Origin of the sequence: Thermus caldilimi, from assembly GCF_004684245.1 — a bacterium.
In the GTDB taxonomy this organism is placed as follows: Bacteria; Deinococcota; Deinococci; order Deinococcales; family Thermaceae; genus Thermus; species Thermus caldilimi.
In genome coordinates this window covers 1,550,299-1,574,063 of sequence record NZ_CP038452.1, presented here as the reverse complement: position 1 = coordinate 1,574,063, position 23,765 = coordinate 1,550,299, and the positions used below count along the sequence as shown (strand labels likewise).

The window sequence follows — 23,765 nt, the reverse complement described above, 5'->3', positions numbered from 1 at the left end:
TGGCTCAAAACTTGCACCTCCCGAATACCCTGCATGAACACCCCCTTCCCCCCGCAGGCGGGGGCCAAAGACCCAAAGCTCCCAGCTCGGCCATGAGGACCCGCAAGACCACCTCCGGCAGCAGCAGGCGCGCCGCTGCCCACCCAGCCTCCCGCCAAGAAAGACCTCTCCCGTCTGGAGCTAGCCTCACCCAGTGGGCCAGCAGGTAAGCCAGGAAGGACAGCACCAGAAACCGATGCACCCCCAAGGCCGTCCGCTGCCCAAAACGCCCCAGGGAAAACTCGCTCTTTACCGTGCGGAAGAAGTGCTCAATGGTAAACCGCCGCCGCCCCCACACCAGCACAGTCCGTGGCCCCGCAGGAAAGGTGGCCACCACGTACCGCCACTCCCACCCTCCCCCGGGTAAGGGATAGCGGTACCAGCTCACCCACACGGGAAAGGGAAGTCCCCGCAGATGCACCCGACTCCCCTGCCGTCTGAGCCCAAAGAGGGGAAGCCCCTCCCGCGTCTTTCGGTCCCGCCGCATCCCCACCACCGCTTCCAGACCCAACCCCCGCACCCCCACAAGAAACCGGGCGGTGCCGAAGGCAGCATCGGCCACCACCCGAAGGTGGAAGGACTTGCGCATCCAGGGGGGCAGGGAGGCCAGAAGACGCAGGGCAAGGAGGGAAAGGGCCTTCTCCCCCTTCCCCCGCCACACCCGGTAGGCCCAGGGGATGCGCAGCTCTCCCAGCACCAGATAGAGCACCACCAGGTGGAGCCCCCACTTGCCGTGGAAAAAGGAGAGGGGCAAGGCGGGGAAGAGGCCCCGCTTCTCCAGGGTGACCAGGTCCAGGACCACCAGGAGCCTGGGCTTGGGCCCCCGCCTGGGCCTGGCCCGGTGGAGGGTTTCCTGGGCCTTCTTGCGAGCCAGGCGGATGAGGGCGCGGGTGGGCCAGGGATAGCGGTTGAGGAAGCGGGAGAGGGCGGAAGGGGACTTGGTCTTGCTGTGCTGGGGCCTGGCCTTGCCGTGGCCGGTGAGAAGGAGGAGAAGAAGCGCTTTGAGGGATTCGCGGAGGTGGGGGGTTGGCAGGAGGGCCAGGAGGGTCCAGAGTAGAGAATGGGCCGTTTGGGTCATGGCACCCTTCATCCGAAGGGAACCCGGCGGCCCTTTTCAAGTGGTCCCCTGGCGCATGGGTATGCGGGGGGTGGATAAGTGCAAGTTTTGAGATGGGGATTAGTGTGGGGTAAAGGGGATTAATGAATTTCTAATGAAGAGCATCTGAAACCTGTCCCTTTCCTGCGAGGTTGCTGAGTTACTGTAAATATTCCATTTTTATTAGGGGCGGCCTGGATGAGGCTCCCCCTTCATAGTTCTCAGAAACCTCCAGGTTTGACCCGCATACTCAAGGGCGCTATGCGGGGTTTGCTGATTGTGCTCCTTTCCGCCCTGGCCGTTGCCGGGGCCTGGGCCCAGATGGCGGGCCGAAAGACCATGGTCCTCGAGGCCACCGCCTACACCTCCAGCGTGCGGGAGACCGACTCCACCCCCTTCATCACCGCCACCGGCATGCGCACCCGCCTGGGGGTTTTGGCGGTGAGCCCGGACCTCCTCAAGGTTCTGCCCTACGGCACCAAGGTGCGCCTTAAGGATTTGGGTTCCGTGTACGGCCGGGGCCGCGGGCAGTTTGACTACCTTTTCCGGGACCGCATCTTCGTTGTGGCCGATGTGATGCACCCCAGGATGCGGGAGAAGGTGGACGTCTGGCTTCCCGACCGGGCCACAGCCCTGCGCTTTGGCCGCAGGGTGGTGAGCCTCGAGGTGGTGGAGTACCCCAGGCGCTAAAGGCCAAGAGTTTCCTTATCCTTAGAACGTGCGCTTCGCCTTCTTCCTGGCCTTGGCCCACCTGCGGCGTAGACCCCTGCAGACGGGCCTAGCCCTTTTAGGGGTAGGGGTGGGGGTGGCGGTTCTCCTCACCGCTTTATCCCTCACCAATGGCTTTGTCAGCGGCTTGGTGCGGGCCACCTTGAAGGCCTACCCCCACCTGGTCCTCTTCAACCTGAGCGAAGAGCTTCCGCCCTTTCCCAGAGGGGAACACCCGGAGGTGGAAGCCTACGCTCCCTTCGCCGCCACCAAGGCGCTTCTAACCCGTCCAGCGGAGGGGGCCAGGGGCCCGGGCGTGGACTTCGCCACCCTGGTGGGCCTGGATGAGGGAGGGGAGGCCCTTTACCCCGGTCTGGGGCTGAGGCTGGAACCCGGGGGCATCTACCTGGGCTCGGCCCTGCAACAATCCCTGGGAGCCTTCGTGGGGGACAGGCTTTACGCCATGTCCGCCACCCAGGAGCGGGTGGAGCTAAGGGTCTTGGGGGCGTTTCGCACGGGAAACTACCTTCTGGATTCCGCCTACGCCTTCGTGGACCTGAAAACGGTGGAGAGGCTTTCCGGAATAAGGGCCCAGGGGTACCAAGTGCGCCTTAAGGACCCCTGGCGGGCCAAGGAGATAGGGGTAGCCCTCGCCGGCACCCGCTTTTTCCCCCAGGCCTGGCAGGACACCCAGCGCATCCTCCTGGAGCAGCTCGCCTTGCAGAAGCGGGTCCTGGGCATCCTGATCTTCCTGATCGTGGCGGTGGCCGCCCTGGGGGTGGCCAACCTTCTGGTGCTCAAGGTGGTGGAGAAGACCCCGGAGATCGCCCTCCTTCGGGCCATGGGGGCCTCGAGGCTCACCGTGGGGATGGTCTTCGCCCTGGAAGGGGTTTTTCTGGGGATCGGGGGGGTTCTTCTGGGCAATCTTTTGGGGTACCTTCTTTGCCTCTACCTTTCCCTCCGCCCGGTGGACCTCCCCGGGGAGCTTTACTTCCTCACCCACCTGCCCGTGGAGATGCGCCTTTCCGACTTCCTTCTGGTGAGCGGCGCAAGCCTAGCCGCCACCTTTCTTTCCGCCCTTTTGCCCCTCTTCCGCGCCCTAAGGGTCCAGCCTGGGGTGGTGCTCAGGTAGTTGCCAAAAAGCGCCTCCTGCCCTAGACTCTTTAGGGCGGGCCGGTGTAGCTCAGCGGTAGAGCAACCGCCTCGTAAGCGGTAGGCCGCCGGTTCGAATCCGGCCACCGGCTCCAGGCCAAGCCCATCCCTTTAAGCCCCGCCGGCTGGCGGGGTTTTCCTTTGCCTCGCTTGCCAAAATGCCTCTTGCCCTGTACACTAGTCAAGTTGAGGGCCCTCAGGGCCAGCCCCCTGGTCCTGAGGGTGCTGCCCTGTGTGGGCGAACGTCGGGGGAAGGCGCTTCCCCCGGGTGGATCTTGAGAACACGGGGGCAAGTCCAAGAAGAAGGGAGTGGTGGCACTGCCGACGATCAACCAGCTGGTCAGAAAGGGCCGCGAAAAGGTCCAGAAGAAGAGCAAGGTTCCGGCCTTGAAGGGCTCGCCCTTCCGCCGGGGGGTGTGCACCGTGGTGCGCACTGTAACCCCCAAGAAGCCCAACTCCGCCTTGCGTAAGGTGGCCAAGGTGCGCCTGACCTCCGGGTACGAGGTGACCGCCTACATTCCCGGCGAGGGGCACAACCTGCAGGAGCACTCCGTGGTCCTCATCCGGGGTGGCCGTGTGAAGGACCTGCCGGGTGTGCGCTACCACATCGTGCGCGGGGTCTACGACACCCAGGGCGTGAAGGATCGCAAGAAGAGCCGCTCCAAGTACGGAACCAAGAAGCCCAAGGAGACCAAGGGCGCGGCTCCGGCCAAGAAGAAGTAGGTGAACTATGGCACGGAGAAGAAGAGCAGAGGTACGCCAACTCCAGCCCGACCTGGTCTACGGGGATGTGGTGGTGTCGGCCTTCATCAACAAGATCATGCGGGAGGGCAAGAAGAACTTGGCCGCCCGCATCTTCTACGATGCCTGCCGCATCATCCAGGAGAAGACCGGGCAGGAGCCGTTGAAGGTCTTTAAGCAGGCGGTGGAGAACGTGAAGCCCCGGATGGAGGTGCGTTCCCGCCGCGTGGGTGGGGCCAACTACCAGGTGCCCATGGAGGTCTCCCCCAGGAGGCAGCAGTCTTTGGCCCTGCGCTGGCTGGTACAGGCGGCCAACGCCCGTTCCGAGCGGGGGGCTGCCGTGCGCATCGCCCATGAACTTATGGATGCGGCCGAGGGCAAGGGCGGAGCGGTCAAGAAGAAGGAGGACGTGGAGCGCATGGCCGAGGCCAACCGCGCCTACGCCCACTACCGGTGGTAAGCCATGGCGGTCAAGGTAGAGTACGACCTAAAGCGGCTCCGCAACATCGGCATCGCCGCCCATATCGATGCCGGTAAGACCACCACCACCGAGCGCATCCTTTACTACACCGGCAAGATCCACAAGATCGGGGAGGTACACGAGGGCGCGGCCACCATGGACTTCATGGAGCAGGAAAGGGAGCGGGGCATCACCATCACCGCCGCCGTGACCACCTGCTTCTGGAAGGACCACCGCATCAACATCATCGACACTCCCGGCCACGTGGACTTCACCATCGAGGTGGAGCGCTCCATGCGGGTTCTGGACGGGGCCATCGTGGTCTTCGACTCCAGCCAGGGGGTGGAGCCCCAGTCGGAGACCGTCTGGCGCCAGGCGGAGAAGTACCGGGTGCCCCGCATCGCCTTCGCCAACAAGATGGACAAAACGGGGGCCGACCTGGGGCTCGTCATCCGCACCATGCAGGAGCGCCTGGGGGCGAGGCCCGTGGTCATGCAGCTCCCCATCGGCCGGGAGGACACCTTCTCGGGGATCATCGACGTCTTAAGGATGAAGGCCTACACCTACGGCAACGACCTGGGTACCGACATCCGCGAGGTCCCCATCCCTGAGGAGTACCTGCCCCAGGCCCGGGAGTACCACGAGAAGCTCATCGAGGTGGCCGCGGACTTCGATGAGAACGTGATGCTCAAGTACCTGGAGGGCGAGGAGCCCACCGAGGAGGAGCTGGTGGCGGCCATCCGCAAGGGTACCATAGACATCCAGATCACCCCCGTGTTCCTGGGGTCCGCCTTGAAGAACAAAGGGGTCCAGCTTCTCCTGGATGCGGTGGTGGATTACCTGCCCTCTCCCTTGGACATTCCCCCCATCAAGGGCACCACGCCCGAGGGGGAGGTGGTGGAGATCCACCCCGACTCCAACGGCCCCCTGGCGGCCCTGGCCTTCAAGATCATGGCCGACCCCTACGTGGGCCGCCTCACCTTCATCCGCGTTTACTCCGGCACCCTCACCTCCGGCTCTTACGTGTACAACACCACCAAGGGCCGGAAGGAGCGGGTGGCCCGCCTCCTCCGCATGCACGCCAACCACCGCGAGGAGGTGGAGGAGCTCAAGGCCGGGGACTTAGGGGCCATCGTGGGTCTCAAGGAAACCATCACCGGGGACACCCTGGTGGGCGAGGATGCCCCGCGCATCGTCCTGGAGTCCATTGAGGTCCCCGAGCCCGTCATCGACGTGGCCATCGAGCCCAGGACCAAAGCGGACCAGGACAAGCTCTCCCAGGCCCTCTCGCGCCTGGCGGAGGAGGACCCCACCTTCCGCGTCTCCACCCACCCCGAGACCGGCCAGACCATCATCTCCGGGATGGGGGAGCTCCACCTGGAGATCATCGTGGACCGCCTGAAGCGGGAGTTCAAGGTGGACGCCAATGTGGGCAAGCCCCAGGTGGCCTACCGCGAAACCATCACCCGCCCGGTGGACGTGGAGGGCAAGTTCATCCGCCAGACCGGTGGCCGTGGCCAGTACGGCCACGTCAAGATCAAGGCCGAGCCCCTGCCCCGGGGGTCGGGCTTTGAGTTCGTCAACGCCATCGTGGGCGGCGTGATCCCCAAGGAGTACATCCCCGCGGTGCAGAAGGGCATCGAGGAGGCCATGCAGTCCGGTCCCCTCATCGGCTTCCCCGTGGTGGACGTGAAGGTGACCCTTTACGACGGCTCCTACCACGAGGTGGACTCCTCGGAGATGGCCTTCAAGATCGCGGGCTCCATGGCCATCAAGGAGGCGGTGCAGAAGGGGGAGCCGGTGATCCTCGAGCCCATCATGCGGGTGGAGGTCACCACCCCCGAGGAGTACATGGGCGACGTGATCGGCGACCTGAACTCCCGTCGGGGCCAGATCCTGGGCATGGAGCCCAGGGGGAACGCCCAGGTGATCCGGGCCTACGTGCCCCTGGCGGAGATGTTCGGCTACGCCACCGACCTGCGCTCCAAGACGCAGGGCCGGGGCTCCTTCGTCATGTTCTTCGACCACTACCAGGAAGTTCCCAAGCAGGTGCAGGAGAAGCTCATTAAGGGTCAGTAGAAATCCCTAGGGGTGGGCCTTCGGGCCTGCCCCGCATACGGAAAGGAGAGCGAAGATGGCCAAGGGCGAGTTTATCCGTACGAAGCCTCACGTGAACGTGGGGACGATTGGGCACGTGGACCACGGGAAGACGACGCTGACGGCGGCGTTGACGTTTGTGGCGGCGGCGGAGAACCCGAATGTGGAGGTTAAGGACTACGGGGAGATTGATAAGGCGCCGGAGGAGCGTGCGCGGGGGATTACCATCAACACGGCGCACGTGGAGTACGAGACGGCGAAGCGGCACTATTCCCACGTGGATTGTCCTGGGCACGCGGACTACATCAAGAACATGATCACGGGTGCGGCGCAGATGGACGGGGCGATTTTGGTGGTATCGGCGGCGGACGGGCCGATGCCCCAGACGCGGGAGCACATTTTGCTGGCCCGGCAGGTGGGGGTGCCGTACATTGTGGTGTTCATGAACAAGGTGGATATGGTGGACGATCCCGAGCTGTTGGATTTGGTGGAGATGGAGGTTCGGGATTTGTTGAACCAGTACGAATTTCCTGGGGACGAGGTGCCGGTGATTCGCGGGAGCGCGTTGTTGGCGCTGGAGCAGATGCACAGGAATCCTCAGACGAAGCGTGGGGAGAACGAGTGGGTGGACAAGATTTGGGAGTTGTTGGACGCGGTGGACGAGTACATACCGACGCCGGTGCGGGACGTGGACAAGCCGTTCTTGATGCCGGTGGAGGACGTGTTTACGATCACGGGTCGTGGGACGGTGGCGACGGGACGGATTGAGCGTGGGAAGGTGAAGGTTGGGGACGAGGTGGAGATTGTGGGTTTGGCTCCTGAGACGCGGAAGACGGTGGTGACGGGAGTGGAGATGCACCGTAAGACGCTGCAGGAGGGGATAGCTGGGGACAACGTGGGTTTGTTGTTGCGGGGCGTAGGGCGGGACGAGGTGGAGCGGGGGCAGGTGTTGGCGAAGCCTGGGAGCATTACGCCGCACACGAAGTTTGAGGCTTCGGTGTACATCTTGAAGAAGGAGGAGGGTGGGCGGCACACGGGGTTTTTTTCTGGGTACCGTCCGCAGTTTTACTTTCGGACGACGGATGTGACGGGGGTGGTGGAGTTGCCCCAGGGGGTGGAGATGGTGATGCCTGGGGACAACGTGACGTTTACGGTGGAGCTGATCAAGCCGGTGGCGTTGGAGGAGGGTCTCAGGTTTGCCATTCGTGAGGGTGGCAGGACCGTGGGGGCCGGCGTGGTCACCAAGATCCTGGAGTGAGGTGAAGCATGCCCAAGATCCGCATCAAGCTACGGGGCTTTGACCACAAGACCCTGGACGCCTCGGCCCAGAAGATCGTGGAGGCCGCCCGGCGCTCCGGGGCCCAGGTGTCGGGCCCCGTGCCCCTGCCCACCCGGGTGCGGCGCTTCACCGTGATCCGGGGTCCTTTCAAGCACAAGGACTCCCGGGAGCACTTTGAGCTCCGCACCCATAACCGCCTGGTGGACATCCTGAACCCCAACCGCAAGACCATCGAGAGCCTCATGTCCTTAGACCTGCCCACCGGGGTGGAGATTGAGATCAAGACCGTGGGGGGTGGCAAATGAAGGGCATCCTGGGCATGAAGGTGGGCATGACCCGGATTTACCGGGAGGACCGGGCCATTCCCGTCACGGTGATCCTGGCTGGGCCCTGCCCTGTGGTCCAGCGGCGGACCCCAGAGAAGGACGGGTACACCGCGGTCCAGCTGGGCTTCCTGCCCCAGAACCCCAAGCGGGTCAACCGGCCCATGAAGGGGCATTTCGCCCGGGCTGGGGTGGGTCCGGTGCGCATCCTGAAGGAGATCCGCGACTTCAGCCCTGAGGGCGACGTGGTGACCGTGGAGATCTTTAAGGCCGGCGAGCGGGTGGACGTGACCGGCACCTCCAAGGGCCGAGGCACGGCGGGGGTAATGAAGCGCTGGAACTTCGCCGGCGGCCCCGATTCCCACGGCGCCCACAAGATCCACCGCCACCCCGGGTCCATCGGGAACCGCAAGACCCCGGGCCGGGTCTACAAGGGTAAGAAGATGGCCGGCCACTACGGGGCTGAGCGGGTCACGGTGATGAACCTCGAGGTGGTGGACGTCATCCCCGAGGAAAACCTCCTCTTGGTCAAGGGTGCGGTGCCCGGTCCCAATGGGGGCCTGGTCCAGGTGCGCCAGACCAAGAAGGTGGCCAAGTAAAGGAGGACATGGTGTACCAGATTCCTGTTCTCTCCTCTTCCGGCAAGCGGGAGCTTGCCGCCGATCTCCCCCAGGAGGTTAACCCCCATCTCCTATGGGAGGTGGTGCGCTGGCAGCTGGCGAAAAGGCGCCGGGGGACGGCCAGCACCAAGACCCGGGGCGAGGTGGCTTACTCCAGCCGCAAGATCTATCCCCAGAAGCACACCGGGCGGGCCCGCCACGGGGATATCGGCGCCCCCATCTTTGTGGGTGGGGGTACGGTCTTTGGCCCCAAGCCCCGGGACTACAGCTACACCCTGCCCAAGAAGGTGCGGCAGGCGGGGTTGGCCATGGCCGTGGCCGATCGGGCTAAGGAGGGCAAGCTCCTCCTGGTGGAGGACTTCGCCGGGGTAAACGGCAAGACCAAGGAGTTCCTGGCCTGGGCTAAGGGTGTGGGGCTAGACGGCTCGGAAAGCGTGCTCCTGGTAACGGCCAGCGAGCTGGTGCGCCGGGCGGCCCGGAACCTCCCCTGGGTGGTGACCCTGGCGCCGGAGGGGTTAAACGTCTACGACATCCTGCGCACCGAGCGCCTGGTCATGGACCTGGCGGCTTGGGAGGCCTTCCAGGCCCGCATGGGAGGTGAGGCATGAAGACCGCCTTTGACGTGATCCTGGCCCCGGTGCTCTCCGAGAAGGCCTACGCCGGTTTTGCCGAGGGCAAGTACACCTTCTGGGTCCACCCCAAGGCCACCAAGACGGAGATCAAAAACGCTGTGGAAGCGGCCTTTAAGGTCAAGGTGGTGGGGGTGAACACCATGACGGTGCGGGGCAAGAAGAAGCGCCTGGGCCGCTACCTGGGCAAGCGCCCCGACCGCAAGAAGGCCATCGTGCAGGTGGCCGCCGGGCAGAAGATTGAGGCCCTGGAGGGCCTCATTTAGACCTCGTCGGGGGGGGAGCCCGGCCCCGATCCGGCAAGGGAGGCATAGAGGATGGCAGTTAAGAAGTTCAAACCCTACACCCCAAGCCGCCGTTTCATGACGGTGGCGGACTTCTCCGAGATCACCAAGACCGAGCCGGAGAAGTCCTTGGTCAAGCCCCTGAAGAAGACGGGGGGCCGCAACAACCAGGGCCGCATCACCGTCCGCTTCCGGGGGGGCGGCCACAAGCGGCTTTACCGCATCATCGACTTCAAGCGCTGGGACAAGGCGGGCATCCCCGCCAAGGTGGCGGCCATCGAGTACGATCCCAACCGCTCCGCCCGCATCGCCCTTCTGCATTACGCCGACGGGGAGAAGCGCTACATCATCGCCCCCGAGGGCTTGCAGGTGGGCCAGCAGGTGGTGGCCGGGCCGGATGCTCCCATCCAGGTGGGCAACGCCCTTCCCCTGCGCTTCATCCCCGTGGGCACCGTGGTCCATGCGGTGGAGCTGGAGCCCAAGAAGGGGGCCAAGCTGGCCCGCTCCGCCGGCACCAGCACCCAGATCCAGGGCCGGGAAGGGGATTACGTGATCCTGCGCCTGCCCTCGGGGGAGCTTAGGAAGGTGCACGGGGAGTGCTACGCCACCATCGGGGCCGTGGGCAACGCTGACCACAAGAACATCGTCCTGGGCAAGGCGGGGCGCACCCGCTGGCTGGGCCGCAAGCCCCACGTGCGCGGCGCCGCCATGAACCCGGTGGACCACCCCCACGGCGGCGGTGAGGGCCGGGCGCCCCGGGGCCGTCCCCCGGCCTCTCCTTGGGGCTGGCAGACCAAGGGGCTCAAGACCAGGAAGCGGCGGAAGCCCTCCAGCCGCTTCATCGTCGCCCGCCGCAAGAAGTGAGGTGAGCCATGCCGCGTAGCTTGAAGAAGGGCGTATTCGTAGACGACCACCTCCTGGAGAAGGTGCTGGAGCTGAACGCCAAGGGGGAAAAGCGGCTCATCAAGACCTGGAGCCGCCGCTCCACCATCGTTCCCGAGATGGTGGGCCATACCATTGCGGTTTACAACGGCAAGCAGCATGTGCCCGTCTACATCACCGAGAACATGGTGGGGCACAAGCTGGGAGAGTTTGCCCCCACCCGCACCTACCGGGGGCACGGGAAAGAGGCTAAGGCCACCAAGAAGAAGTAGCCATGGAAGCGAAAGCCATTGCCCGTTACGTGCGCATCTCCCCCAGGAAGGTCCGCCTTGTGGTGGACCTGATCCGGGGGAAGAGCCTCGAGGAGGCCCGCGCCATCCTGCGCTACACCCCTAAGCGGGGGGCCTATTACGTGGCCAAGGTACTGGAGTCCGCTGCCGCCAATGCGGTCAACAACCACGACATGCTGGAGGACCGGCTTTTCGTGAAGGCGGCCTTTGTGGACGAGGGGCCCGCTTTGAAAAGGGTGCTTCCCCGGGCCCGGGGCCGGGCGGACATCATCAAGAAGAGGACCAGCCACATCACGGTGATCTTGGGAGAGAAGCATGGGAAATAAGATCCACCCCATCGGGTTCAGGCTTGGTATCACCCGGGACTGGGAGTCCCGCTGGTATGCGGGCAAGAAGCAGTACCGCCACCTCCTGGTGGAGGACCAGAAGATCCGCGAGGTCCTCACCAAGGAGCTCTACCCGGCTGGTTTGGCCCGCATCGACATCGAACGGGCTGCGGACAACGTGGCCGTGACCGTGCACGTGGCCAAGCCGGGTGTGGTCATCGGCCGGGGCGGGGAGAAGATCAAGGTCCTGAGGGATACCCTTTCCCAGCTCACCGGCAAGAACGTGGCCCTGAACGTCCAGGAGATCCACAACCCCAACCTCTCCGCTCCTTTGGTGGCCCAGCGGGTGGCGGAGCAGATCGAGCGCCGCTTTGCCGTGCGGCGGGCCATCAAGCAGGCGGTGCAGCGGGTCATGGAGGCGGGGGCTAAGGGAGCCAAGGTGATCGTCTCCGGCCGCATCGGCGGCGCCGAGCAGGCCCGCACGGAGTGGGCCGCCGAGGGCCGGGTGCCCCTTCACACCCTTCGTGCTAACATAGACTACGGCTTCGCTTTGGCCCGCACCACCTACGGGGTGCTGGGGGTCAAGGCCTACGTGTTCCTGGGCGAGGTGATCGGCGGACAGAAGCCCAAGGCCCGCCCCGAGGGGCCAAGGGCGGAGGAAAAGCCCCGCCGCCGCCGCCCAGCGGTGCGCGTGAAGAAGGAGGAGTAGGCCATGTTGATGCCCAGGCGCATGAAGTACCGCAAGCAGCACCGGGGTCGCATGAAGGGGGCGGCCAAGGGGGGAGATTACGTGGCCTTCGGGGACTTTGGCCTGGTGGCCATGGAGCCCGCCTGGATCACCGCCCAGCAGATTGAGGCGGCCCGTGTGGCCATGGTGCGCCATTTCCGCCGCGGGGGCAAGATCTTCATCCGCATCTTCCCCGACAAGCCCTACACCAAGAAGCCCCTCGAGGTGCGGATGGGTAAGGGTAAGGGCAACGTGGAAGGGTACGTGGCGGTGGTGAAGCCGGGCCGGGTGATGTTCGAGGTGGCGGGCGTCACGGAGGAGCAGGCCCTCGAGGCCTTGCGCATCGCCGGCCACAAGCTTCCCATAAAGACCAAGATCGTGAGGAGGGACGCCTACGATGAAGCCCAGTGAGATCCGCAAGCTCTCTCCCAGTGAGATCGAGAAGCTGGTTCGGGAGAAGAAGCGGGAGCTGATGGAGCTCCGCTTCCAAGCCTCCATCGGCCAGCTTTCCCAGAACCACAGGGTCCGGGAGACCCGGCGCCTCATCGCCCGGCTCCTCACGGTCCTGAACGAAAAGAGGAGGGCCAATGCCTAAGAAGGTGCTGACCGGGGTGGTGGTGAGCGACAAGATGCAGAAGACCGTTTCGGTCCTGGTGGAGCGCCAGTTTCCCCACCCCCTCTACGGCAAGGTGATCAAGCGCTCCAAAAAGTACCTGGCCCACGACCCCGAGGACAAGTACAAGGTAGGGGACGTGGTGGAGATCATCGAGTCCCGTCCCATCTCCAAGCGCAAGCGTTTTCGGGTTTTGCGCCTGGTGGAGGGGGGCAGGCTGGACCTGGTGGAGAAGTACCTGGTGCGTAGGCAAAACTACGCCAGCCTTTCCAAACGGGGAGGTAAGGCATGATCCAGCCCCAGACCTACCTGGAGGTGGCCGACAACACCGGGGCCCGCAAGATCATGTGCATTCGCGTGCTTAAGGGCTCCAACGCCAAGTACGCCACCGTGGGGGACATTATCGTGGCCAGCGTCAAGGAGGCCATCCCCCGGGGGGCGGTGAAGGAAGGCGACGTGGTCAAGGCGGTGGTGGTGCGCACCCGGAAGGAGGTCAAGCGCCCCGATGGTTCCGCCATCCGCTTTGACGACAACGCCGCCGTCATCATCAACAACCAGCTGGAGCCCCGGGGCACCCGCGTCTTCGGCCCCGTGGCGCGGGAGCTCCGGGAAAAGGGCTTCATGAAGATCGTCTCCTTAGCGCCGGAGGTGCTCTGATGCGGGCCAAGCTGCACGTAAAAAAGGGGGACACCGTCCTGGTGGCCTCGGGCAAGTACAAGGGCCAGGTGGGCAAGGTGAAGGCCGTGTTGCCCAAGAAGGGGGCGGTCATCGTGGAGGGGGTGAACATTGTTAAGAAGGCGGTGCGGGTGAGCCCCCAGTACCCCCAGGGTGGCTTTGTGGAGCAGGAGGCTCCCCTGCATGCCTCCAAGGTGCGCCCCATCTGCCCCGCGTGCGGCAAGCCCACCCGGGTGCGCAGGAAGCTCCTGGAAAACGGCCGTAAGATCCGGGTGTGCGCCAAGTGCGGCGGAGCTTTGGACGTGGAGGGATAAGATGCCGCTAGAGGTTGTGCTGAAGAAGAAGTACTACGAGGAGGTACGGCCCGAGCTCATCCGCCGCTTCGGCTACCAGAACATCTGGGAGGTGCCTCGGCTGGAGAAGGTGGTGATCAACCAGGGGCTGGGGGAGGCCAAGGAGGATGCCCGCATCCTGGAGAAGGCTTCCCAGGAGCTTGCCCTCATCACTGGCCAGAAGCCGGCCATAACCCGGGCCAAGAAGTCCATCTCCAACTTCAAGCTCCGCAAGGGGATGCCCATCGGCCTCAGGGTTACCCTGCGGGGTGACCGAATGTGGATCTTCCTGGAGAAGCTCCTTTCCGTGGCCCTTCCCCGTATCCGCGACTTCCGCGGGGTGAACCCGAATAGCTTTGATGGCCGCGGCAACTACAACCTGGGCCTTAGGGAGCAGCTCATCTTCCCGGAGATCACCTACGACATGGTGGACGCCCTTCGGGGAATGGATATCGCGGTGGTGACCACCGCCCGGACCGACGAGGAGGCCAGGGTTCTTTTGGAGCTTCTGGGCTTCCCCTTCCGCAAGTGAGGCGAGCATGGCGAGAAAAGCGTTGATCGAAAAGGCCAAGCGTACCCCCAAGTTCAAGGTGCGGGCCTACACCCGTTGCGTGCGCTGTGGGAGGGCCAGGAGCGTGTACCGCTACTTCGGGCTCTGCCGGATTTGCCTTAGGGAGCTGGCCCACAAGGGACAGCTTCCCGGGGTAAAGAAGGCCAGTTGGTAGGCCGTGGCCGGTCGAGGGGGTTCCCTCGAGACCGCATGGTCCAGGAGTGAGGTAAAAGGAGAGAGGAAATGTTGACGGACCCCATTGCCGACATGCTGACCCGGATTCGGAACGCCACCCGGGTCTACAAGGAGAGCACCGAGGTACCCGCCTCCCGCTTCAAGGAGGAGATCCTCAAGATCCTGGCGCGGGAGGGCTTCATCAAGGGGTACGAGCGGGTGGAGGTGGACGGCAAGCCCGTTTTGCGCATCTACCTCAAGTACGGGCCCCGGCGCCAGGGACCCGATCCCCGGCCCGAACAGGTCATCAACCACATCCGTCGCATCAGCCGTCCTGGGCGACGGGTGTATGTGGGGGTCAAGGAGATTCCCCGGGTGCGCCGCGGCCTGGGGATTGCCATCCTGTCCACGCCCAAGGGCGTCCTTACCGACCGGGAGGCCCGGCGTCTGGGCGTGGGCGGGGAGCTTATCTGCGAGGTGTGGTGATGTCTAGGATTGGCCGGCTTCCCATTCCCTTGCCCAAGGGGGTCACTGTGGAGGTGACCCCGGGGCTCGTGAAGGTGAAAGGCCCCAAGGGCGAACTTTTCGTGCCCATCTCCCCGGAGGTGCGGGTGGTGGTGGACGGAGGGGTGGTGCGGGTGGAGCGGCCCTCGGATGAGCGCCGGCACAAGAGCCTGCACGGCCTCACCCGGACCCTCATCGCCAACGCCATCAAGGGGGTTTCCGAGGGGTACGTGAAGGAGCTCCTCATCAAGGGCATCGGCTACCGGGCCCGGCTTGCGGGACGGGCGGTGGAGCTCACCGTGGGCTTCAGCCACCCCGTGGTGGTGGAGCCCCCGGAGGGCATCACCTTTGAGGTGCCCGAGCCCACCAAGATCCGCGTTCTGGGCATAGACAAGCAGAAGGTGGGCCAGGTGGCGGCCAACCTCAGGGCCATCAAGAAGCCCAGCGCCTACCACGAGAAGGGCATTTACTACGCGGGCGAGCCCGTCCGCCTTAAGCCCGGCAAGGCCGGGGCCAAGAAGTAGGGGGAACCATGGCACGGCTTACCGCATACGAACGCCGCAAGTTCCGGGTGCGTAACCGCATCAAGCGCACGGGCCGGCTCCGTCTGTCCGTCTTCCGGAGCCTTAACCACATCTACGCCCAGATCATCGATGACGAGAAGGGCCATACCCTGGTGGCCGAGTCCAGCCTGGCCCTGAAGCTTAAGGGCAACAAGACCGAGGTGGCCCGGCAGGTGGGGCGGGCCCTGGCGGAGAAGGCCAAGGCGTTGGGGATCACCAAGGTGGCTTTTGACCGTGGCCCCTACAAGTACCACGGCCGGGTAAAGGCTCTGGCGGAAGGGGCCAGAGAAGGGGGCCTGGAGTTCTAGGTCGCTTAACGAGGAGGAAGCATGCCCGAGACCGACTTTGAAGAGAAGATGATCCTGGTGCGGCGCACCGCCAAGACCTACCAGGGTGGCCGCCGCTTCCGCTTCGGGGCCTTGGTAGTGGTGGGTGACCGGCAGGGCCGGGTGGGCCTGGGCCTGGGCAAGGCCAAGGAGGTGCCCCTGGCGGTGCAGAAGGCGGGGTACTACGCCCGCCGCCACATGGTGGAGGTGCCCCTCATGAACGGCACCATCCCCCACGAGATCGAGGTGGAGTACGGGGCCTCCAAGATCCTCCTGAAGCCCGCAGCCCCGGGCACGGGGGTGATTGCGGGGGCAGTGCCCCGGGCCATCCTCGAGCTTGCGGGGATCACGGATATCCTCACCAAGGAGCTGGGGAGCCGCAACCCCATCAACATCGCCTACGCCACCATGGAGGCCCTCAGGCAGCTTAAGACCCAACAGGATGTGGAGCGCCTGCGGAAGGGCAGGGAGGAGTGATGGCCAAGCTCAAGGTTAAGCTGGTGAAGAGCCCCATCGGCTATCCCAAAGACCAGAAGGCGGCCTTGAAAGCCCTGGGGCTGACCAAGCTTCACAGGGAAAGGGTCCTCGAGGACCATCCCGCCATACTGGGCAACATCAAGAAGGTGGCCCACCTTGTGCGGGTGGAGGTGCTGGAATGAAGCTTACCGATCTTAAACCCAATCCTGGGGCCAACAAGAGGCGGAAGCGGGTGGGGCGGGGCCCTGGCTCCGGCCACGGCAAGACGGCCACCCGGGGTCACAAGGGGCAGAAGTCCCGCTCCGGCGGCCTCAAGGACCCCCGCCGCTTTGAGGGGGGGCGCTCCACCACCCTGATGCGCCTGCCCAAGCGGGGCATGCAGGGACAGGTGCCGGGGGAGATCAAGAGGCCCAAGTACCAGGGGGTGAACCTGAGGGACCTGGCCCGCTTTGAAGGGGAGGTGACCCCCGACATGCTGATCCAGGCTGGGATCCTTAAGAAGGGTTTTCGGCTTAAGGTGCTGGGGGAAGGGGAGGCCAAGCCCCTTAGGGTGGTGGCCCACGCCTTTTCCAAGACCGCCCTGGAAAAGCTGAAGGCTGCGGGCGGCGAGGCCATCCTTTTGGCCCCCTCGCCCGAAGGGCAGACGCAGGAGGCTTAGGATGCTTAAGGCCTTCCGGAGCGCCCTGGCCATTCCCGAACTGCGCCAGCGGATCCTCTTCACCCTGCTGGTGTTGGCCGCCTACCGCCTGGGGGCCTTTATCCCCACCCCGGGGGTGGACCTGGACAAGATCCAGGAGTTCCTGCGCACCACCCAGGGAGGGGTTTTCGGCATCATTAACCTCTTTTCGGGCGGCAACTTTGAGCGCTTCTCCATCTTCGCTTTGGGAATCATGCCCTACATCACCGCCGCCATCATCATGCAGCTTTTGGTCAATGTGATTCCCACCCTGGAGAAGCTTTCCAAGGAGGGTGAAGAGGGCCGCCGTATCATCAACCAGTACACCCGGATCGGCGGCATCGCTCTGGGGGCTTTCCAGGGTTTCTTTCTGGCCACCGCCTTCCTGGGGGCGGAGGGGGGGCGTTTCCTGCTTCCCGGCTGGGCACCCGGTCCCTTCTTCTGGCTGGTGGTGGTGGTCACCCAGGTGGCGGGTATCGCCCTTCTTCTCTGGATGGCGGAGCGCATCACCGAGTACGGCATCGGCAACGGCACCAGCATGATCATCTTTGCCGGGATCGTGGTGGGCTGGTTGCCGCAACTTTTCCGCACCGCTGGCCTCATCCGTACCGGGGAGGTCAACCTGGTGGCCTTCCTCTTTTTCCTCGCCTTTATCGTCTTGGCTTTCGCCGGGATGGCGGCGGTGCAGCAGGCGGAAAGGCGCATTCCTGTCCAGTACGCCAGGAAGGTGGTGGGCAGGAGGGTCTACGGGGGGCAGGCCACCTACATCCCCATCAAGCTGAACGCTGCCGGCGTCATCCCCATTGTCTTCGCTGCTGCCATTTTGCAGATCCCCATCTTCCTCACCGCCCCCTTCCAGGACAACCCGGTGCTCCAGGCCATCGCCAACTTCTTTAACCCTACCCACCTCTCGGGCCTCCTCATTGAGGTGGTGCTCATCGTCCTCTTCACCTACGTCTACACCGCGGTCCAGTTTGACCCCAAGCGCATCGCGGAAAGCCTTCGCGAGTACGGGGGGTTCATCCCGGGCATCCGCCCAGGCGAGCCCACGGTGAAGTTCTTGGAGCACATCGTTTCCCGCCTGACCCTCTGGGGGGCCCTCTTCCTGGGGTTGGTGGCGGCCTTGCCCCAGATCATCCAGAACCTCACCGGGGTGAAGAGCATCGCTTTTTCCGGCATTGGCCTTCTCATCGTGGTGGGCGTGGCTCTGGACACCTTGCGGCAGATTGAGAGCCAGCTGATGCTGAGGAACTACGAGGGGTTCCTTTCCAAGGGCCGCATCCGCGGCCGCACGCGCTAGGAGGGGGGGTAATGCGGATGGGGGAAGCGGTGATCTTCTTGGGGCCGCCGGGGGCGGGAAAGGGCACCCAGGCGGCCAGGCTAGCGGAGGAGCTGGGCTTTAAGAAGCTCTCCACCGGGGACATCCTGCGGGACCATGTGGCCCGGGGCACGCCCTTAGGGCAACAGGTGAAGCCCATCATGGACCGGGGGGATCTGGTTCCGGATGAGCTCATCCTGGCCCTGATTCGGGAGGAGCTTTCGGAGCGGGTGATCTTCGACGGCTTTCCCCGCACCCTGGCCCAGGCGGAGGCCCTAGACCACCTGCTTCAGGCTACCGGGACCCGGCTTCTTGGGGTGGTGCTCGTTGAGGTGCCGGAGGAGGAGCTCATCGCCCGTATGCTCAAGCGGGCGGAGCTCGAGGGGCGCTCGGACGACAACGAGGAGACCATCCGGCACCGGCTCCGGGTCTATCGGGAGAAAACCGAGCCCTTGGTGCAGTATTATGAAAAAACGGGTGCCTTGAGGCGGGTGGACGGCCTGGGTACCCCCGATGAGGTCTACGCCCGCATCCGGGCAGCTTTGGGAATCTGATGGCCATCAAGTTGAAGAGTCCATGGGAGATTGAGCGCATGCGGGAGGCGGGGGCCCTCCTCACCGAGGTGGTGGAGGAAGTGGGCCGGCATGTGGAGCCCGGCATCACCACCAAGGAGCTGGACCGGATCGCCTACGAGGCCATAAAAAAGCGCAAGGCCAAGCCGGCCTTCCTGGGCCTTTACGGGTTTCCCGCCACCTTATGCACCTCGGTGAACGAGGTGGTGGTCCACGGCATTCCTTCCGATGAACCCCTGAAAGAGGGGGATATCCTCTCCGTGGACGTGGGCCTCATCTACGGGGGCTTCGCCGCGGACATGGCCCGCACCTTCCCCGTGGGTCGGGTTTCCCCGGAGGCGGAAAGGCTCATCCAGGATACCGAGGCCGCCTTCTGGGAGGGGATGAAGTACCTTAGGCCCGGGTACCGCATCGGGGATGTGGCCCATGCGGTGCAGACGTTTCTGGAAAGCCGTGGCTATGGGGTGGTGCGAGAGTTTGTGGGGCACGGGGTGGGGCGGGAGATCCACGAGGATCCCCAGCTCCCCAACTTCGGCAAACCGGGAACGGGCCCCAAGATCCGCCCCGGGATGACCCTGGCCCTCGAGCCCATGGTCACCCTACGCCCGGCTTCTGTGGTAATATTGAAAGATGGCTGGACGGCGAGCGCCGGCAAGGGCAACCTCGCCGCCCACTACGAGAACACCGTCTTGGTGACGAAGGAGGGCCCGGAGCTTCTCACCGGGGTTTCCCTGGTGCGGGCGCGGTAGGAGGGGTATGGCGAAGGAGAAGGACACCATTCGGGCGGAAGGCGTGGTTACCGAGGCTTTGCCCAACACCACCTTTCGGGTGAAGCTGGACTCGGGACCGGAGATCCTGGCCTACATCTCGGGCAAGATGCGCATGCACTACATCCGCATCCTGCCCGGGGACCGGGTGGTGGTGGAGATTACCCCCTACGACCCCACGCGGGGCCGCATCGTGTACAGGAAGTAGGAGGCGAGATGAAGGTACGGGCATCGGTTAAAAAGATGTGCGAGAAGTGCAAGGTGGTGCGCCGGCACGGCCGGGTGTACGTGATCTGCGAGAACCCCAAGCACAAGCAGCGGCAAGGGTAAGGAGGGAACGTGGCGAGGATCGCAGGGGTGGAGATTCCTAGGAACAAGCGGGTGGACGTGGCCCTCACCTACATTTACGGGGTGGGGCCGGCCCGGGCCAAGGAGGCTCTGGAGAAGACGGGCATCAATCCGGCAACCCGGGTGAAGGACCTCACCGAGGCGGAGGTGGTGCGCCTTCGGGAGTACGTGGAGAACACCTGGAAGCTGGAAGGTGAGCTCAGGGCTGAGGTGGCCGCCAACATCAAGCGCCTCATGGATATTGGCTGCTACCGGGGCCTCCGCCACCGCCGTGGATTGCCGGTGAGGGGGCAGCGCACCCGCACCAACGCCCGTACCCGCAAGGGTCCCCGCAAGACCGTGGCGGGCAAGAAGAAGGCGCCTAGGAAGTAGTTCTAGGGCCAGTGGATACTCCTAAAGCTGAGGGAGAGTATGGCCAGAAAAGCGACCAAGAAGAAAGTCAAACGGCAGGTGGCCAGTGGGAAGGCGTACATCCACGCCTCCTACAACAACACCATCGTCACCATCACCGACCCGGACGGCAACCCCATCACCTGGTCCTCGGGTGGGGTCATCGGCTACAAGGGAAGCCGCAAGGGCACGCCCTACGCGGCCCAACTTGCGGCCATGGACGCCGCCAAGAAGGCCATGGCCTACGGTATGCAGAGCGTGGACGTGATCGTGCGCGGCACCGGGGCGGGCCGGGAGCAGGCCATCCGAGCCCTCCAGGCCTCGGGTTTGCAGGTGAAGTCCATTGTGGACGACACCCCTGTGCCCCATAACGGCTGCCGGCCTAAGAAGAAGTTCCGCAAGGCTTCGTAAGGAGTAGGAGAAGATGGGTCGTTACATTGGTCCAGTTTGCCGTCTTTGCCGCCGGGAAGGAGTCAAGCTCTACCTGAAGGGGGAGCGTTGCTACAGCCCCAAGTGCGCCATGGAGCGCCGCCCCTACCCTCCGGGGCAGCACGGACAGAAGCGCACCCGCCGCCCTTCGGATTATGCGGTGCGCCTTAGGGAGAAGCAGAAGCTTCGCCGCATTTACGGGATCTCCGAAACCCAGTTCCGCAACCTCTTTGAGGAGGCCAGCCGCAAGAAGGGGGTTACGGGTACCGTTTTCCTGGGGCTTTTGGAGTCCCGCTTGGACAACGTGGTCTACCGGCTGGGCTTCGCCGCTAGCCGCCGCCAGGCGCGGCAGATGGTGCGCCACGGCCACATCACCGTGAACGGCCGCCGGGTGGACCTTCCCGCCTACCGGGTGAAGCCTGGGGACGAGATCGCCATCGCCGAGGGTAGCCGCAACCTGGCCTTCATCCGGGAGAACCTCGAGGCCATGAAGGGCCGCAAGGTGGGCCCTTGGCTCTCCTTGGATGTGGAGGGGATGAAGGGTAAGTTCCTGCGCCTGCCCGATCGGGAGGACCTGGCGCTTCCCGTGAACGAGCAGCTGGTGGTGGAGTTCTACTCCAGGTAGCCCTAAGAGGGCCCGGCTTGACCGGGCCCATGTGTTGCCGGTAAGGAGGTCTATGTTAGAGAGTAAGCTGAAAGCCCCGGTGTTCACGGTGCGCACCCAGGGGCGGGAGTACGGGGAGTTTGTCCTGGAGCCCCTGGAGCGGGGATTCGGCGTCACCCTGGGCAACCCCTTGAGGCGGATTCTCCTTTCCTCCATTCCCGGAACCGCAGTTACCAGCGTCTACATTGAGGATGTCCTCCACGAGTTCTCCACCATCCCCGGGGTCAAGGAGGATGTGGTGGAGATCATCCTGAACCTCAAGGAGCTGGTGGTGCGCTTCCTGGATCCCAAGATGCAGACCACCACCCTGGTCCTGAAGGCGGAGGGCCCCAAGGTGGTCAAGGCGGGGGATTTCATAGTGCCCCCCGATGCGGAGATCCTGAACCCAGACCTCACCCTCGCCACCTTGGACAAGGGGGGGAGGCTCTACATGGAGGTGCGGGTGGACCGGGGTGTGGGGTATGTGCCCGCCGAGCGCCACGGCATCAAGGACCGCATCAACTCCATCCCCGTGGACGCTATCTTCTCCCCGGTGCGCCGGGTGGCCTTCCAGGTGGAGGATACCCGGCTGGGTCAGCGCACCGACCTGGACAAGCTGACCCTGAGGATCTGGACGGATGGCTCCGTCACCCCCCTGGAGGCCCTGAACCAAGCGGTGGAGATCCTCAAGGAGCACCTTTCCTATTTCACCAACCCGCAGGCCACCGCCCTGCCGGTTCCGGAACCGGTTTCTGCGGAGCGCGCGGAGGGAGAAGAGGACTTGGACCTGCCCTTGGAGGAGCTTGGGCTCTCCACCCGGGTCCTCCACAGCCTCAAGGAGGAGGGGATTGAGTCGGTGCGGGCGCTTCTGGCCTTGAACCTCAAGGACCTGAAGAACATCCCCGGCATCGGGGAAAGGAGCCTCGAGGAGATCCGCGAGGCTTTGGCCAAAAAGGGATTTGCCCTAAAGGAGTGAGACCATGCGCCACCTGAAGTCTGGAAGAAAGCTGAACCGCCACTCTTCCCACCGCCTGGCCCTTTACCGCAACCAGGCCAAGAGCCTTCTCACCCACGGCCGCATTACCACCACCGTGCCCAAGGCCAAGGAGCTCACCGGCTTCGTGGACCACCTCATCCACCTGGCCAAGCGGGGGGATCTGCACGCCCGCCGCCTGGTGCTCCGTGACCTACAGGACGTGAAGCTGGTGCGGAAGCTCTTCGACGAGATCGCCCCCAAGTACCAGAACCGGGCCGGGGGGTACACCCGGGTGCTCAAGCTGGCGGAGCGCCGACGGGGGGACAGGGCGCCCTTGGCCTTGGTGGAGCTGGTGGAGTAAAAGCGCCGGAAAAGGGGAAGGAAACCCGTCAGCGCCGGGCCCCGGGATAGGGTGCCGGCGCTTAGGTGCTTTCTCCCCCCCGTCCCTGGAGGAGCCTTAGGAGCTGGTCCTCCAGCTCGCCGATGTAGGCGGCCAGGGTGTTCCCGTGCTTTTCCAAGGTTTCGGCGATACGGGCCTCGAGGGCCCGGATCTCCTCCCTTTCCACCTCCGAAAGCCGCTTGAGTTCCTCTTCCAGGTAGCGCCTGAGCTCGGTATAACGGCTTTCTTCCGCCTCCTCGGCCAGCTTCTTGTAGTGGAGAAGCTCCCGGGCGTAGCGCCTCACCTCCAGAAGGGCGGCGGTTTCCAAGCCGATGGTGAAGATGAGGTAGAGGAGGGAAACTATCCCCAAGGCCACCACCAGGACCAAGCCCAAAGGGGCTTCAATCCGGGTGAGGCCCAGGGACAAGGAGGTGGGTTTGGTGATCTCTCCCCAGTTGAGCCAGGAGAAGAGGACCAAAAGAAGGAGGACAAGGAGGGCAAAAAGGGTCCGCGCGCTCATAGGTCAGCCTCCATAGGACACGGGGGATTATACACTCTTGCCCATGGGCTACCTCTACCTGCTCCTGGCTGCTTTCCTTTGGGGTCTCATCGGCCCTGTAAGCCGCCTGGCCTTTCAGGAGGGGCTTACCCCCCTGGCCGTGGCCTTTTTCCGGGCAGGTATTGCCTGGGTTTTCTTTGGCCTGCACGCCCTCTTCCTGCGCCAGGTTAGGGTGGAAAAGCGCGATGTCTTGCCCCTCCTTTTTTTCGGTCTGGTGGGGGTTTCCCTCTTTTACGGTTCCTATCAGCTGGCGGTGGTCTACGGGGGGGCGGCCTTGGCCTCCGTCCTCCTGTACACGGCCCCGGCCTGGGTGGCCCTCCTTTCCCTGGTGGTCCTGAAGGAGCCCCTGGACCGCACCGGCCTTTGGGCGGTGGCCCTGACCCTGCTGGGGGTGGGGCTTATGGGCGTGGGGGGAGGAAGCGGGGTGCGGGTCCTCTCCCTCGCCCTTTTCTTTGGGCTCCTTTCCGGCTTCACCTACGCGCTTTACTACATCTTCGGCAAGCTCTACCTTCCCCGCTACGCCACCCCCACCCTTTTCCTCTACGCCCTGCCCGTGGGGGCCTTGGGGCTTCTGCCCTGGGTGGAGTTCGTTCCTTTGAGCCCAAGGGCCATGGAGGCCTTGCTCTTTTTGGGGGTATTTTCCACATACGGGGCCTATCTGGCCTATTACGCAGGGTTGAGGCGCCTTCCCGCCACCCGGGCCAGCGTGGTGGCCACCCTCGAGCCCGTGGTGGCCAACCTGTTCGCCTTCCTCCTCTTCAGGGAGGTGCTTTCCCTCTGGGCCTACCTGGGGGCAGGCTTGGTGCTTTTGGCGGTGATCCTCACGGTGCGGCGCTAGGGG

General features: G+C 64.4%; 40 protein-coding genes and 1 tRNA gene. 39 read left to right on the top strand and 2 right to left on the bottom strand.

From position 1 onward, the window contains the following. Positions 1-4: 4 nt before the first annotated feature. Positions 5-1,129, bottom strand: coding sequence for a transposase (locus EBI04_RS08235; RefSeq protein ID WP_444545749.1), 1,125 nt, complete (start codon positions 1,127-1,129; stop codon positions 5-7). A gap of 267 nt (positions 1,130-1,396) precedes the next feature. On the opposite strand from EBI04_RS08235, the gene EBI04_RS08230 reads away from it, so the two are divergent. The 38 genes from EBI04_RS08230 (at position 1,397) to rplQ (ending at position 22,347) form a co-directional block, all read left to right on the top strand. Next, the gene (locus EBI04_RS08230; protein WP_135257050.1) at positions 1,397-1,825 is read left to right on the top strand and encodes a 3D domain-containing protein; all 429 of its coding nucleotides are present in this window, start codon (positions 1,397-1,399) and stop codon (positions 1,823-1,825) included. A 28-nt stretch (positions 1,826-1,853) separates the two neighbouring features. Next, positions 1,854-2,975, top strand: a complete 1,122-nt coding sequence (locus tag EBI04_RS08225; RefSeq protein WP_135257049.1) for an ABC transporter permease — start codon at positions 1,854-1,856, stop codon at positions 2,973-2,975. Between the two features lie 40 nt (positions 2,976-3,015). Then, positions 3,016-3,090, top strand: a tRNA-Thr gene (locus EBI04_RS08220). 214 nt (positions 3,091-3,304) lie between these two features. Next, a complete protein-coding gene (gene rpsL / locus EBI04_RS08215) occupies positions 3,305-3,718 on the top strand; it encodes a 30S ribosomal protein S12 (protein ID WP_019551715.1) in 414 nt (137 codons plus the stop codon). Between the two features lie 7 nt (positions 3,719-3,725). After that, positions 3,726-4,196 (top strand): 30S ribosomal protein S7, encoded by a 471-nt coding sequence (gene rpsG / locus EBI04_RS08210; protein ID WP_135257048.1) that lies wholly within the window; start codon positions 3,726-3,728, stop codon positions 4,194-4,196. 3 nt (positions 4,197-4,199) lie between these two features. Next, positions 4,200-6,275, top strand: coding sequence for an elongation factor G (fusA, locus tag EBI04_RS08205; RefSeq protein ID WP_135257047.1), 2,076 nt, complete (start codon positions 4,200-4,202; stop codon positions 6,273-6,275). Between the two features lie 55 nt (positions 6,276-6,330). After that, positions 6,331-7,551, top strand: coding sequence for an elongation factor Tu (gene tuf, locus EBI04_RS08200; protein WP_135257046.1), 1,221 nt, complete (start codon positions 6,331-6,333; stop codon positions 7,549-7,551). Positions 7,552-7,559: 8 nt separating this feature from the next. Then, the gene (gene rpsJ / locus EBI04_RS08195) at positions 7,560-7,877 is read left to right on the top strand and encodes a 30S ribosomal protein S10 (RefSeq protein WP_014514873.1); all 318 of its coding nucleotides are present in this window, start codon (positions 7,560-7,562) and stop codon (positions 7,875-7,877) included. Further along, positions 7,874-8,494, top strand: coding sequence for a 50S ribosomal protein L3 (gene rplC / locus EBI04_RS08190; protein ID WP_135257045.1), 621 nt, complete (start codon positions 7,874-7,876; stop codon positions 8,492-8,494). The genes rpsJ and rplC overlap by 4 nt, the downstream gene beginning before the upstream one ends. A gap of 8 nt (positions 8,495-8,502) precedes the next feature. Next, on the top strand, positions 8,503-9,123 hold the full coding sequence (gene rplD / locus EBI04_RS08185; protein WP_167481921.1) for a 50S ribosomal protein L4: 621 nt from the start codon (positions 8,503-8,505) through the stop codon (positions 9,121-9,123). Beyond that, positions 9,120-9,410, top strand: a complete 291-nt coding sequence (locus tag EBI04_RS08180; RefSeq protein WP_015718106.1) for a 50S ribosomal protein L23 — start codon at positions 9,120-9,122, stop codon at positions 9,408-9,410. Before rplD ends, EBI04_RS08180 begins: the two co-directional genes overlap by 4 nt. Positions 9,411-9,461: 51 nt before the next feature. Then, complete coding sequence (gene rplB, locus EBI04_RS08175; protein ID WP_135257044.1) at positions 9,462-10,292, top strand: 50S ribosomal protein L2; 831 nt, start codon at positions 9,462-9,464, stop codon at positions 10,290-10,292. 8 nt (positions 10,293-10,300) lie between these two features. Further along, positions 10,301-10,582 carry a 30S ribosomal protein S19 gene (rpsS, locus tag EBI04_RS08170; RefSeq protein ID WP_011173711.1) on the top strand — a complete coding sequence of 94 codons (282 nt, stop codon included), beginning with the start codon at positions 10,301-10,303 and terminating at the stop codon, positions 10,580-10,582. 2 nt (positions 10,583-10,584) lie between these two features. Then, complete coding sequence (gene rplV / locus EBI04_RS08165; RefSeq protein ID WP_015718104.1) at positions 10,585-10,926, top strand: 50S ribosomal protein L22; 342 nt, start codon at positions 10,585-10,587, stop codon at positions 10,924-10,926. Beyond that, positions 10,916-11,635, top strand: a complete 720-nt coding sequence (rpsC, locus tag EBI04_RS08160) for a 30S ribosomal protein S3 (protein ID WP_038070446.1) — start codon at positions 10,916-10,918, stop codon at positions 11,633-11,635. Before rplV ends, rpsC begins: the two co-directional genes overlap by 11 nt. Before the next feature lie 3 nt (positions 11,636-11,638). Further along, positions 11,639-12,064 carry a 50S ribosomal protein L16 gene (rplP, locus tag EBI04_RS08155; protein WP_135257043.1) on the top strand — a complete coding sequence of 142 codons (426 nt, stop codon included), beginning with the start codon at positions 11,639-11,641 and terminating at the stop codon, positions 12,062-12,064. Next, complete coding sequence (gene rpmC, locus EBI04_RS08150) at positions 12,051-12,248, top strand: 50S ribosomal protein L29 (RefSeq protein ID WP_135257042.1); 198 nt, start codon at positions 12,051-12,053, stop codon at positions 12,246-12,248. The genes rplP and rpmC overlap by 14 nt, the downstream gene beginning before the upstream one ends. Continuing rightward, the gene (gene rpsQ, locus EBI04_RS08145; RefSeq protein WP_135257041.1) at positions 12,241-12,558 is read left to right on the top strand and encodes a 30S ribosomal protein S17; all 318 of its coding nucleotides are present in this window, start codon (positions 12,241-12,243) and stop codon (positions 12,556-12,558) included. The genes rpmC and rpsQ overlap by 8 nt, the downstream gene beginning before the upstream one ends. Continuing rightward, positions 12,555-12,923 carry a 50S ribosomal protein L14 gene (gene rplN, locus EBI04_RS08140; protein ID WP_135257040.1) on the top strand — a complete coding sequence of 123 codons (369 nt, stop codon included), beginning with the start codon at positions 12,555-12,557 and terminating at the stop codon, positions 12,921-12,923. Before rpsQ ends, rplN begins: the two co-directional genes overlap by 4 nt. After that, on the top strand, positions 12,923-13,255 hold the full coding sequence (gene rplX, locus EBI04_RS08135; RefSeq protein WP_135257039.1) for a 50S ribosomal protein L24: 333 nt from the start codon (positions 12,923-12,925) through the stop codon (positions 13,253-13,255). The genes rplN and rplX overlap by 1 nt, the downstream gene beginning before the upstream one ends. Before the next feature lies 1 nt (position 13,256). Then, positions 13,257-13,805 (top strand): 50S ribosomal protein L5, encoded by a 549-nt coding sequence (gene rplE / locus EBI04_RS08130; RefSeq protein ID WP_135257038.1) that lies wholly within the window; start codon positions 13,257-13,259, stop codon positions 13,803-13,805. Between the two features lie 7 nt (positions 13,806-13,812). Then, positions 13,813-13,998 (top strand): type Z 30S ribosomal protein S14, encoded by a 186-nt coding sequence (locus EBI04_RS08125; protein ID WP_003043922.1) that lies wholly within the window; start codon positions 13,813-13,815, stop codon positions 13,996-13,998. Positions 13,999-14,066: 68 nt separating this feature from the next. Then, on the top strand, positions 14,067-14,483 hold the full coding sequence (rpsH, locus tag EBI04_RS08120; RefSeq protein ID WP_028493554.1) for a 30S ribosomal protein S8: 417 nt from the start codon (positions 14,067-14,069) through the stop codon (positions 14,481-14,483). Beyond that, a complete protein-coding gene (gene rplF / locus EBI04_RS08115; RefSeq protein ID WP_135257037.1) occupies positions 14,483-15,025 on the top strand; it encodes a 50S ribosomal protein L6 in 543 nt (180 codons plus the stop codon). The genes rpsH and rplF overlap by 1 nt, the downstream gene beginning before the upstream one ends. Before the next feature lie 8 nt (positions 15,026-15,033). After that, complete coding sequence (gene rplR, locus EBI04_RS08110) at positions 15,034-15,372, top strand: 50S ribosomal protein L18 (protein ID WP_015718094.1); 339 nt, start codon at positions 15,034-15,036, stop codon at positions 15,370-15,372. 21 nt (positions 15,373-15,393) lie between these two features. Further along, on the top strand, positions 15,394-15,867 hold the full coding sequence (gene rpsE / locus EBI04_RS08105) for a 30S ribosomal protein S5 (protein ID WP_135257036.1): 474 nt from the start codon (positions 15,394-15,396) through the stop codon (positions 15,865-15,867). Beyond that, on the top strand, positions 15,867-16,049 hold the full coding sequence (rpmD, locus tag EBI04_RS08100) for a 50S ribosomal protein L30 (RefSeq protein WP_135257035.1): 183 nt from the start codon (positions 15,867-15,869) through the stop codon (positions 16,047-16,049). Before rpsE ends, rpmD begins: the two co-directional genes overlap by 1 nt. Beyond that, positions 16,046-16,525: a 50S ribosomal protein L15 gene (rplO, locus tag EBI04_RS08095; RefSeq protein ID WP_135257034.1), complete on the top strand. Its 480-nt coding sequence runs from the start codon at positions 16,046-16,048 to the stop codon at positions 16,523-16,525. Before rpmD ends, rplO begins: the two co-directional genes overlap by 4 nt. A 1-nt stretch (position 16,526) precedes the next feature. Continuing rightward, positions 16,527-17,843: a preprotein translocase subunit SecY gene (secY, locus tag EBI04_RS08090; protein WP_135257033.1), complete on the top strand. Its 1,317-nt coding sequence runs from the start codon at positions 16,527-16,529 to the stop codon at positions 17,841-17,843. A gap of 11 nt (positions 17,844-17,854) precedes the next feature. After that, a complete protein-coding gene (locus EBI04_RS08085; protein ID WP_206202021.1) occupies positions 17,855-18,415 on the top strand; it encodes an adenylate kinase in 561 nt (186 codons plus the stop codon). Next, a complete protein-coding gene (gene map, locus EBI04_RS08080) occupies positions 18,415-19,182 on the top strand; it encodes a type I methionyl aminopeptidase (RefSeq protein WP_135257032.1) in 768 nt (255 codons plus the stop codon). Before EBI04_RS08085 ends, map begins: the two co-directional genes overlap by 1 nt. Before the next feature lie 7 nt (positions 19,183-19,189). Next, complete coding sequence (gene infA / locus EBI04_RS08075; RefSeq protein WP_003043942.1) at positions 19,190-19,408, top strand: translation initiation factor IF-1; 219 nt, start codon at positions 19,190-19,192, stop codon at positions 19,406-19,408. A gap of 8 nt (positions 19,409-19,416) precedes the next feature. Then, the gene (gene rpmJ, locus EBI04_RS08070; RefSeq protein WP_014514895.1) at positions 19,417-19,530 is read left to right on the top strand and encodes a 50S ribosomal protein L36; all 114 of its coding nucleotides are present in this window, start codon (positions 19,417-19,419) and stop codon (positions 19,528-19,530) included. 9 nt (positions 19,531-19,539) lie between these two features. After that, the gene (gene rpsM / locus EBI04_RS08065) at positions 19,540-19,920 is read left to right on the top strand and encodes a 30S ribosomal protein S13 (RefSeq protein ID WP_015718087.1); all 381 of its coding nucleotides are present in this window, start codon (positions 19,540-19,542) and stop codon (positions 19,918-19,920) included. Positions 19,921-19,959: 39 nt separating this feature from the next. After that, entirely contained in the window at positions 19,960-20,349 is a 390-nt protein-coding gene (rpsK, locus tag EBI04_RS08060) for a 30S ribosomal protein S11 (RefSeq protein ID WP_015718086.1), read from the top strand. A gap of 13 nt (positions 20,350-20,362) precedes the next feature. After that, a complete protein-coding gene (gene rpsD / locus EBI04_RS08055; RefSeq protein ID WP_015718085.1) occupies positions 20,363-20,992 on the top strand; it encodes a 30S ribosomal protein S4 in 630 nt (209 codons plus the stop codon). A gap of 52 nt (positions 20,993-21,044) precedes the next feature. Beyond that, entirely contained in the window at positions 21,045-21,986 is a 942-nt protein-coding gene (locus EBI04_RS08050) for a DNA-directed RNA polymerase subunit alpha (RefSeq protein ID WP_135257031.1), read from the top strand. 4 nt (positions 21,987-21,990) lie between these two features. Then, positions 21,991-22,347 (top strand): 50S ribosomal protein L17, encoded by a 357-nt coding sequence (gene rplQ, locus EBI04_RS08045; protein ID WP_135257030.1) that lies wholly within the window; start codon positions 21,991-21,993, stop codon positions 22,345-22,347. Positions 22,348-22,408: 61 nt separating this feature from the next. Here the strand turns inward: rplQ and EBI04_RS08040 are convergent, their stop codons facing one another. Beyond that, entirely contained in the window at positions 22,409-22,885 is a 477-nt protein-coding gene (locus EBI04_RS08040) for a DNA cytosine methyltransferase (protein WP_135257029.1), read from the bottom strand. Positions 22,886-22,928: 43 nt separating this feature from the next. Between EBI04_RS08040 and EBI04_RS08035 the strand changes: the two genes are divergently transcribed. After that, positions 22,929-23,762 carry a DMT family transporter gene (locus EBI04_RS08035; RefSeq protein WP_135257028.1) on the top strand — a complete coding sequence of 278 codons (834 nt, stop codon included), beginning with the start codon at positions 22,929-22,931 and terminating at the stop codon, positions 23,760-23,762. The last annotated feature ends 3 nt before the right edge of the window (positions 23,763-23,765 follow it).

What these genes read in the sequence shown, in the direction of transcription:
- tuf (WP_135257046.1), top strand. Translation starts at nt 6,331, where the DNA reads ATGGCCAAGGGCGAGTTTATCCGTACGAAGCCTCACGTGAACGTGGGG.
- rplE (WP_135257038.1), top strand. Translation starts at nt 13,257, where the DNA reads ATGCCGCTAGAGGTTGTGCTGAAGAAGAAGTACTACGAGGAGGTACGG.
- rplB (WP_135257044.1), top strand. Translation starts at nt 9,462, where the DNA reads ATGGCAGTTAAGAAGTTCAAACCCTACACCCCAAGCCGCCGTTTCATG.
- secY (WP_135257033.1), top strand. Translation starts at nt 16,527, where the DNA reads ATGCTTAAGGCCTTCCGGAGCGCCCTGGCCATTCCCGAACTGCGCCAG.
- rpsD (WP_015718085.1), top strand. Translation starts at nt 20,363, where the DNA reads ATGGGTCGTTACATTGGTCCAGTTTGCCGTCTTTGCCGCCGGGAAGGA.
- rplR (WP_015718094.1), top strand. Translation starts at nt 15,034, where the DNA reads ATGGCACGGCTTACCGCATACGAACGCCGCAAGTTCCGGGTGCGTAAC.
- EBI04_RS08035 (WP_135257028.1), top strand. Translation starts at nt 22,929, where the DNA reads ATGGGCTACCTCTACCTGCTCCTGGCTGCTTTCCTTTGGGGTCTCATC.
- rplN (WP_135257040.1), top strand. Translation starts at nt 12,555, where the DNA reads ATGATCCAGCCCCAGACCTACCTGGAGGTGGCCGACAACACCGGGGCC.
- rplP (WP_135257043.1), top strand. Translation starts at nt 11,639, where the DNA reads ATGTTGATGCCCAGGCGCATGAAGTACCGCAAGCAGCACCGGGGTCGC.
- map (WP_135257032.1), top strand. Translation starts at nt 18,415, where the DNA reads ATGGCCATCAAGTTGAAGAGTCCATGGGAGATTGAGCGCATGCGGGAG.
- EBI04_RS08125 (WP_003043922.1), top strand. Translation starts at nt 13,813, where the DNA reads ATGGCGAGAAAAGCGTTGATCGAAAAGGCCAAGCGTACCCCCAAGTTC.
- rpsS (WP_011173711.1), top strand. Translation starts at nt 10,301, where the DNA reads ATGCCGCGTAGCTTGAAGAAGGGCGTATTCGTAGACGACCACCTCCTG.
- rplV (WP_015718104.1), top strand. Translation starts at nt 10,585, where the DNA reads ATGGAAGCGAAAGCCATTGCCCGTTACGTGCGCATCTCCCCCAGGAAG.
- rplX (WP_135257039.1), top strand. Translation starts at nt 12,923, where the DNA reads ATGCGGGCCAAGCTGCACGTAAAAAAGGGGGACACCGTCCTGGTGGCC.
- rpsH (WP_028493554.1), top strand. Translation starts at nt 14,067, where the DNA reads ATGTTGACGGACCCCATTGCCGACATGCTGACCCGGATTCGGAACGCC.
- rpsQ (WP_135257041.1), top strand. Translation starts at nt 12,241, where the DNA reads ATGCCTAAGAAGGTGCTGACCGGGGTGGTGGTGAGCGACAAGATGCAG.
- rplQ (WP_135257030.1), top strand. Translation starts at nt 21,991, where the DNA reads ATGCGCCACCTGAAGTCTGGAAGAAAGCTGAACCGCCACTCTTCCCAC.
- EBI04_RS08230 (WP_135257050.1), top strand. Translation starts at nt 1,397, where the DNA reads ATGCGGGGTTTGCTGATTGTGCTCCTTTCCGCCCTGGCCGTTGCCGGG.
- rpmD (WP_135257035.1), top strand. Translation starts at nt 15,867, where the DNA reads ATGGCCAAGCTCAAGGTTAAGCTGGTGAAGAGCCCCATCGGCTATCCC.
- rplC (WP_135257045.1), top strand. Translation starts at nt 7,874, where the DNA reads ATGAAGGGCATCCTGGGCATGAAGGTGGGCATGACCCGGATTTACCGG.
- rpsC (WP_038070446.1), top strand. Translation starts at nt 10,916, where the DNA reads ATGGGAAATAAGATCCACCCCATCGGGTTCAGGCTTGGTATCACCCGG.
- rpsE (WP_135257036.1), top strand. Translation starts at nt 15,394, where the DNA reads ATGCCCGAGACCGACTTTGAAGAGAAGATGATCCTGGTGCGGCGCACC.
- rpmJ (WP_014514895.1), top strand. Translation starts at nt 19,417, where the DNA reads ATGAAGGTACGGGCATCGGTTAAAAAGATGTGCGAGAAGTGCAAGGTG.
- EBI04_RS08235 (WP_444545749.1), bottom strand. Translation starts at nt 1,129, where the DNA reads ATGAAGGGTGCCATGACCCAAACGGCCCATTCTCTACTCTGGACCCTC.
- EBI04_RS08040 (WP_135257029.1), bottom strand. Translation starts at nt 22,885, where the DNA reads ATGAGCGCGCGGACCCTTTTTGCCCTCCTTGTCCTCCTTCTTTTGGTC.
- rpsG (WP_135257048.1), top strand. Translation starts at nt 3,726, where the DNA reads ATGGCACGGAGAAGAAGAGCAGAGGTACGCCAACTCCAGCCCGACCTG.
- rplF (WP_135257037.1), top strand. Translation starts at nt 14,483, where the DNA reads ATGTCTAGGATTGGCCGGCTTCCCATTCCCTTGCCCAAGGGGGTCACT.
- infA (WP_003043942.1), top strand. Translation starts at nt 19,190, where the DNA reads ATGGCGAAGGAGAAGGACACCATTCGGGCGGAAGGCGTGGTTACCGAG.
- rplO (WP_135257034.1), top strand. Translation starts at nt 16,046, where the DNA reads ATGAAGCTTACCGATCTTAAACCCAATCCTGGGGCCAACAAGAGGCGG.
- EBI04_RS08180 (WP_015718106.1), top strand. Translation starts at nt 9,120, where the DNA reads ATGAAGACCGCCTTTGACGTGATCCTGGCCCCGGTGCTCTCCGAGAAG.
- rpsJ (WP_014514873.1), top strand. Translation starts at nt 7,560, where the DNA reads ATGCCCAAGATCCGCATCAAGCTACGGGGCTTTGACCACAAGACCCTG.
- EBI04_RS08050 (WP_135257031.1), top strand. Translation starts at nt 21,045, where the DNA reads ATGTTAGAGAGTAAGCTGAAAGCCCCGGTGTTCACGGTGCGCACCCAG.
- rplD (WP_167481921.1), top strand. Translation starts at nt 8,503, where the DNA reads ATGGTGTACCAGATTCCTGTTCTCTCCTCTTCCGGCAAGCGGGAGCTT.
- EBI04_RS08085 (WP_206202021.1), top strand. Translation starts at nt 17,855, where the DNA reads ATGCGGATGGGGGAAGCGGTGATCTTCTTGGGGCCGCCGGGGGCGGGA.
- rpsK (WP_015718086.1), top strand. Translation starts at nt 19,960, where the DNA reads ATGGCCAGAAAAGCGACCAAGAAGAAAGTCAAACGGCAGGTGGCCAGT.
- rpmC (WP_135257042.1), top strand. Translation starts at nt 12,051, where the DNA reads ATGAAGCCCAGTGAGATCCGCAAGCTCTCTCCCAGTGAGATCGAGAAG.
- fusA (WP_135257047.1), top strand. Translation starts at nt 4,200, where the DNA reads ATGGCGGTCAAGGTAGAGTACGACCTAAAGCGGCTCCGCAACATCGGC.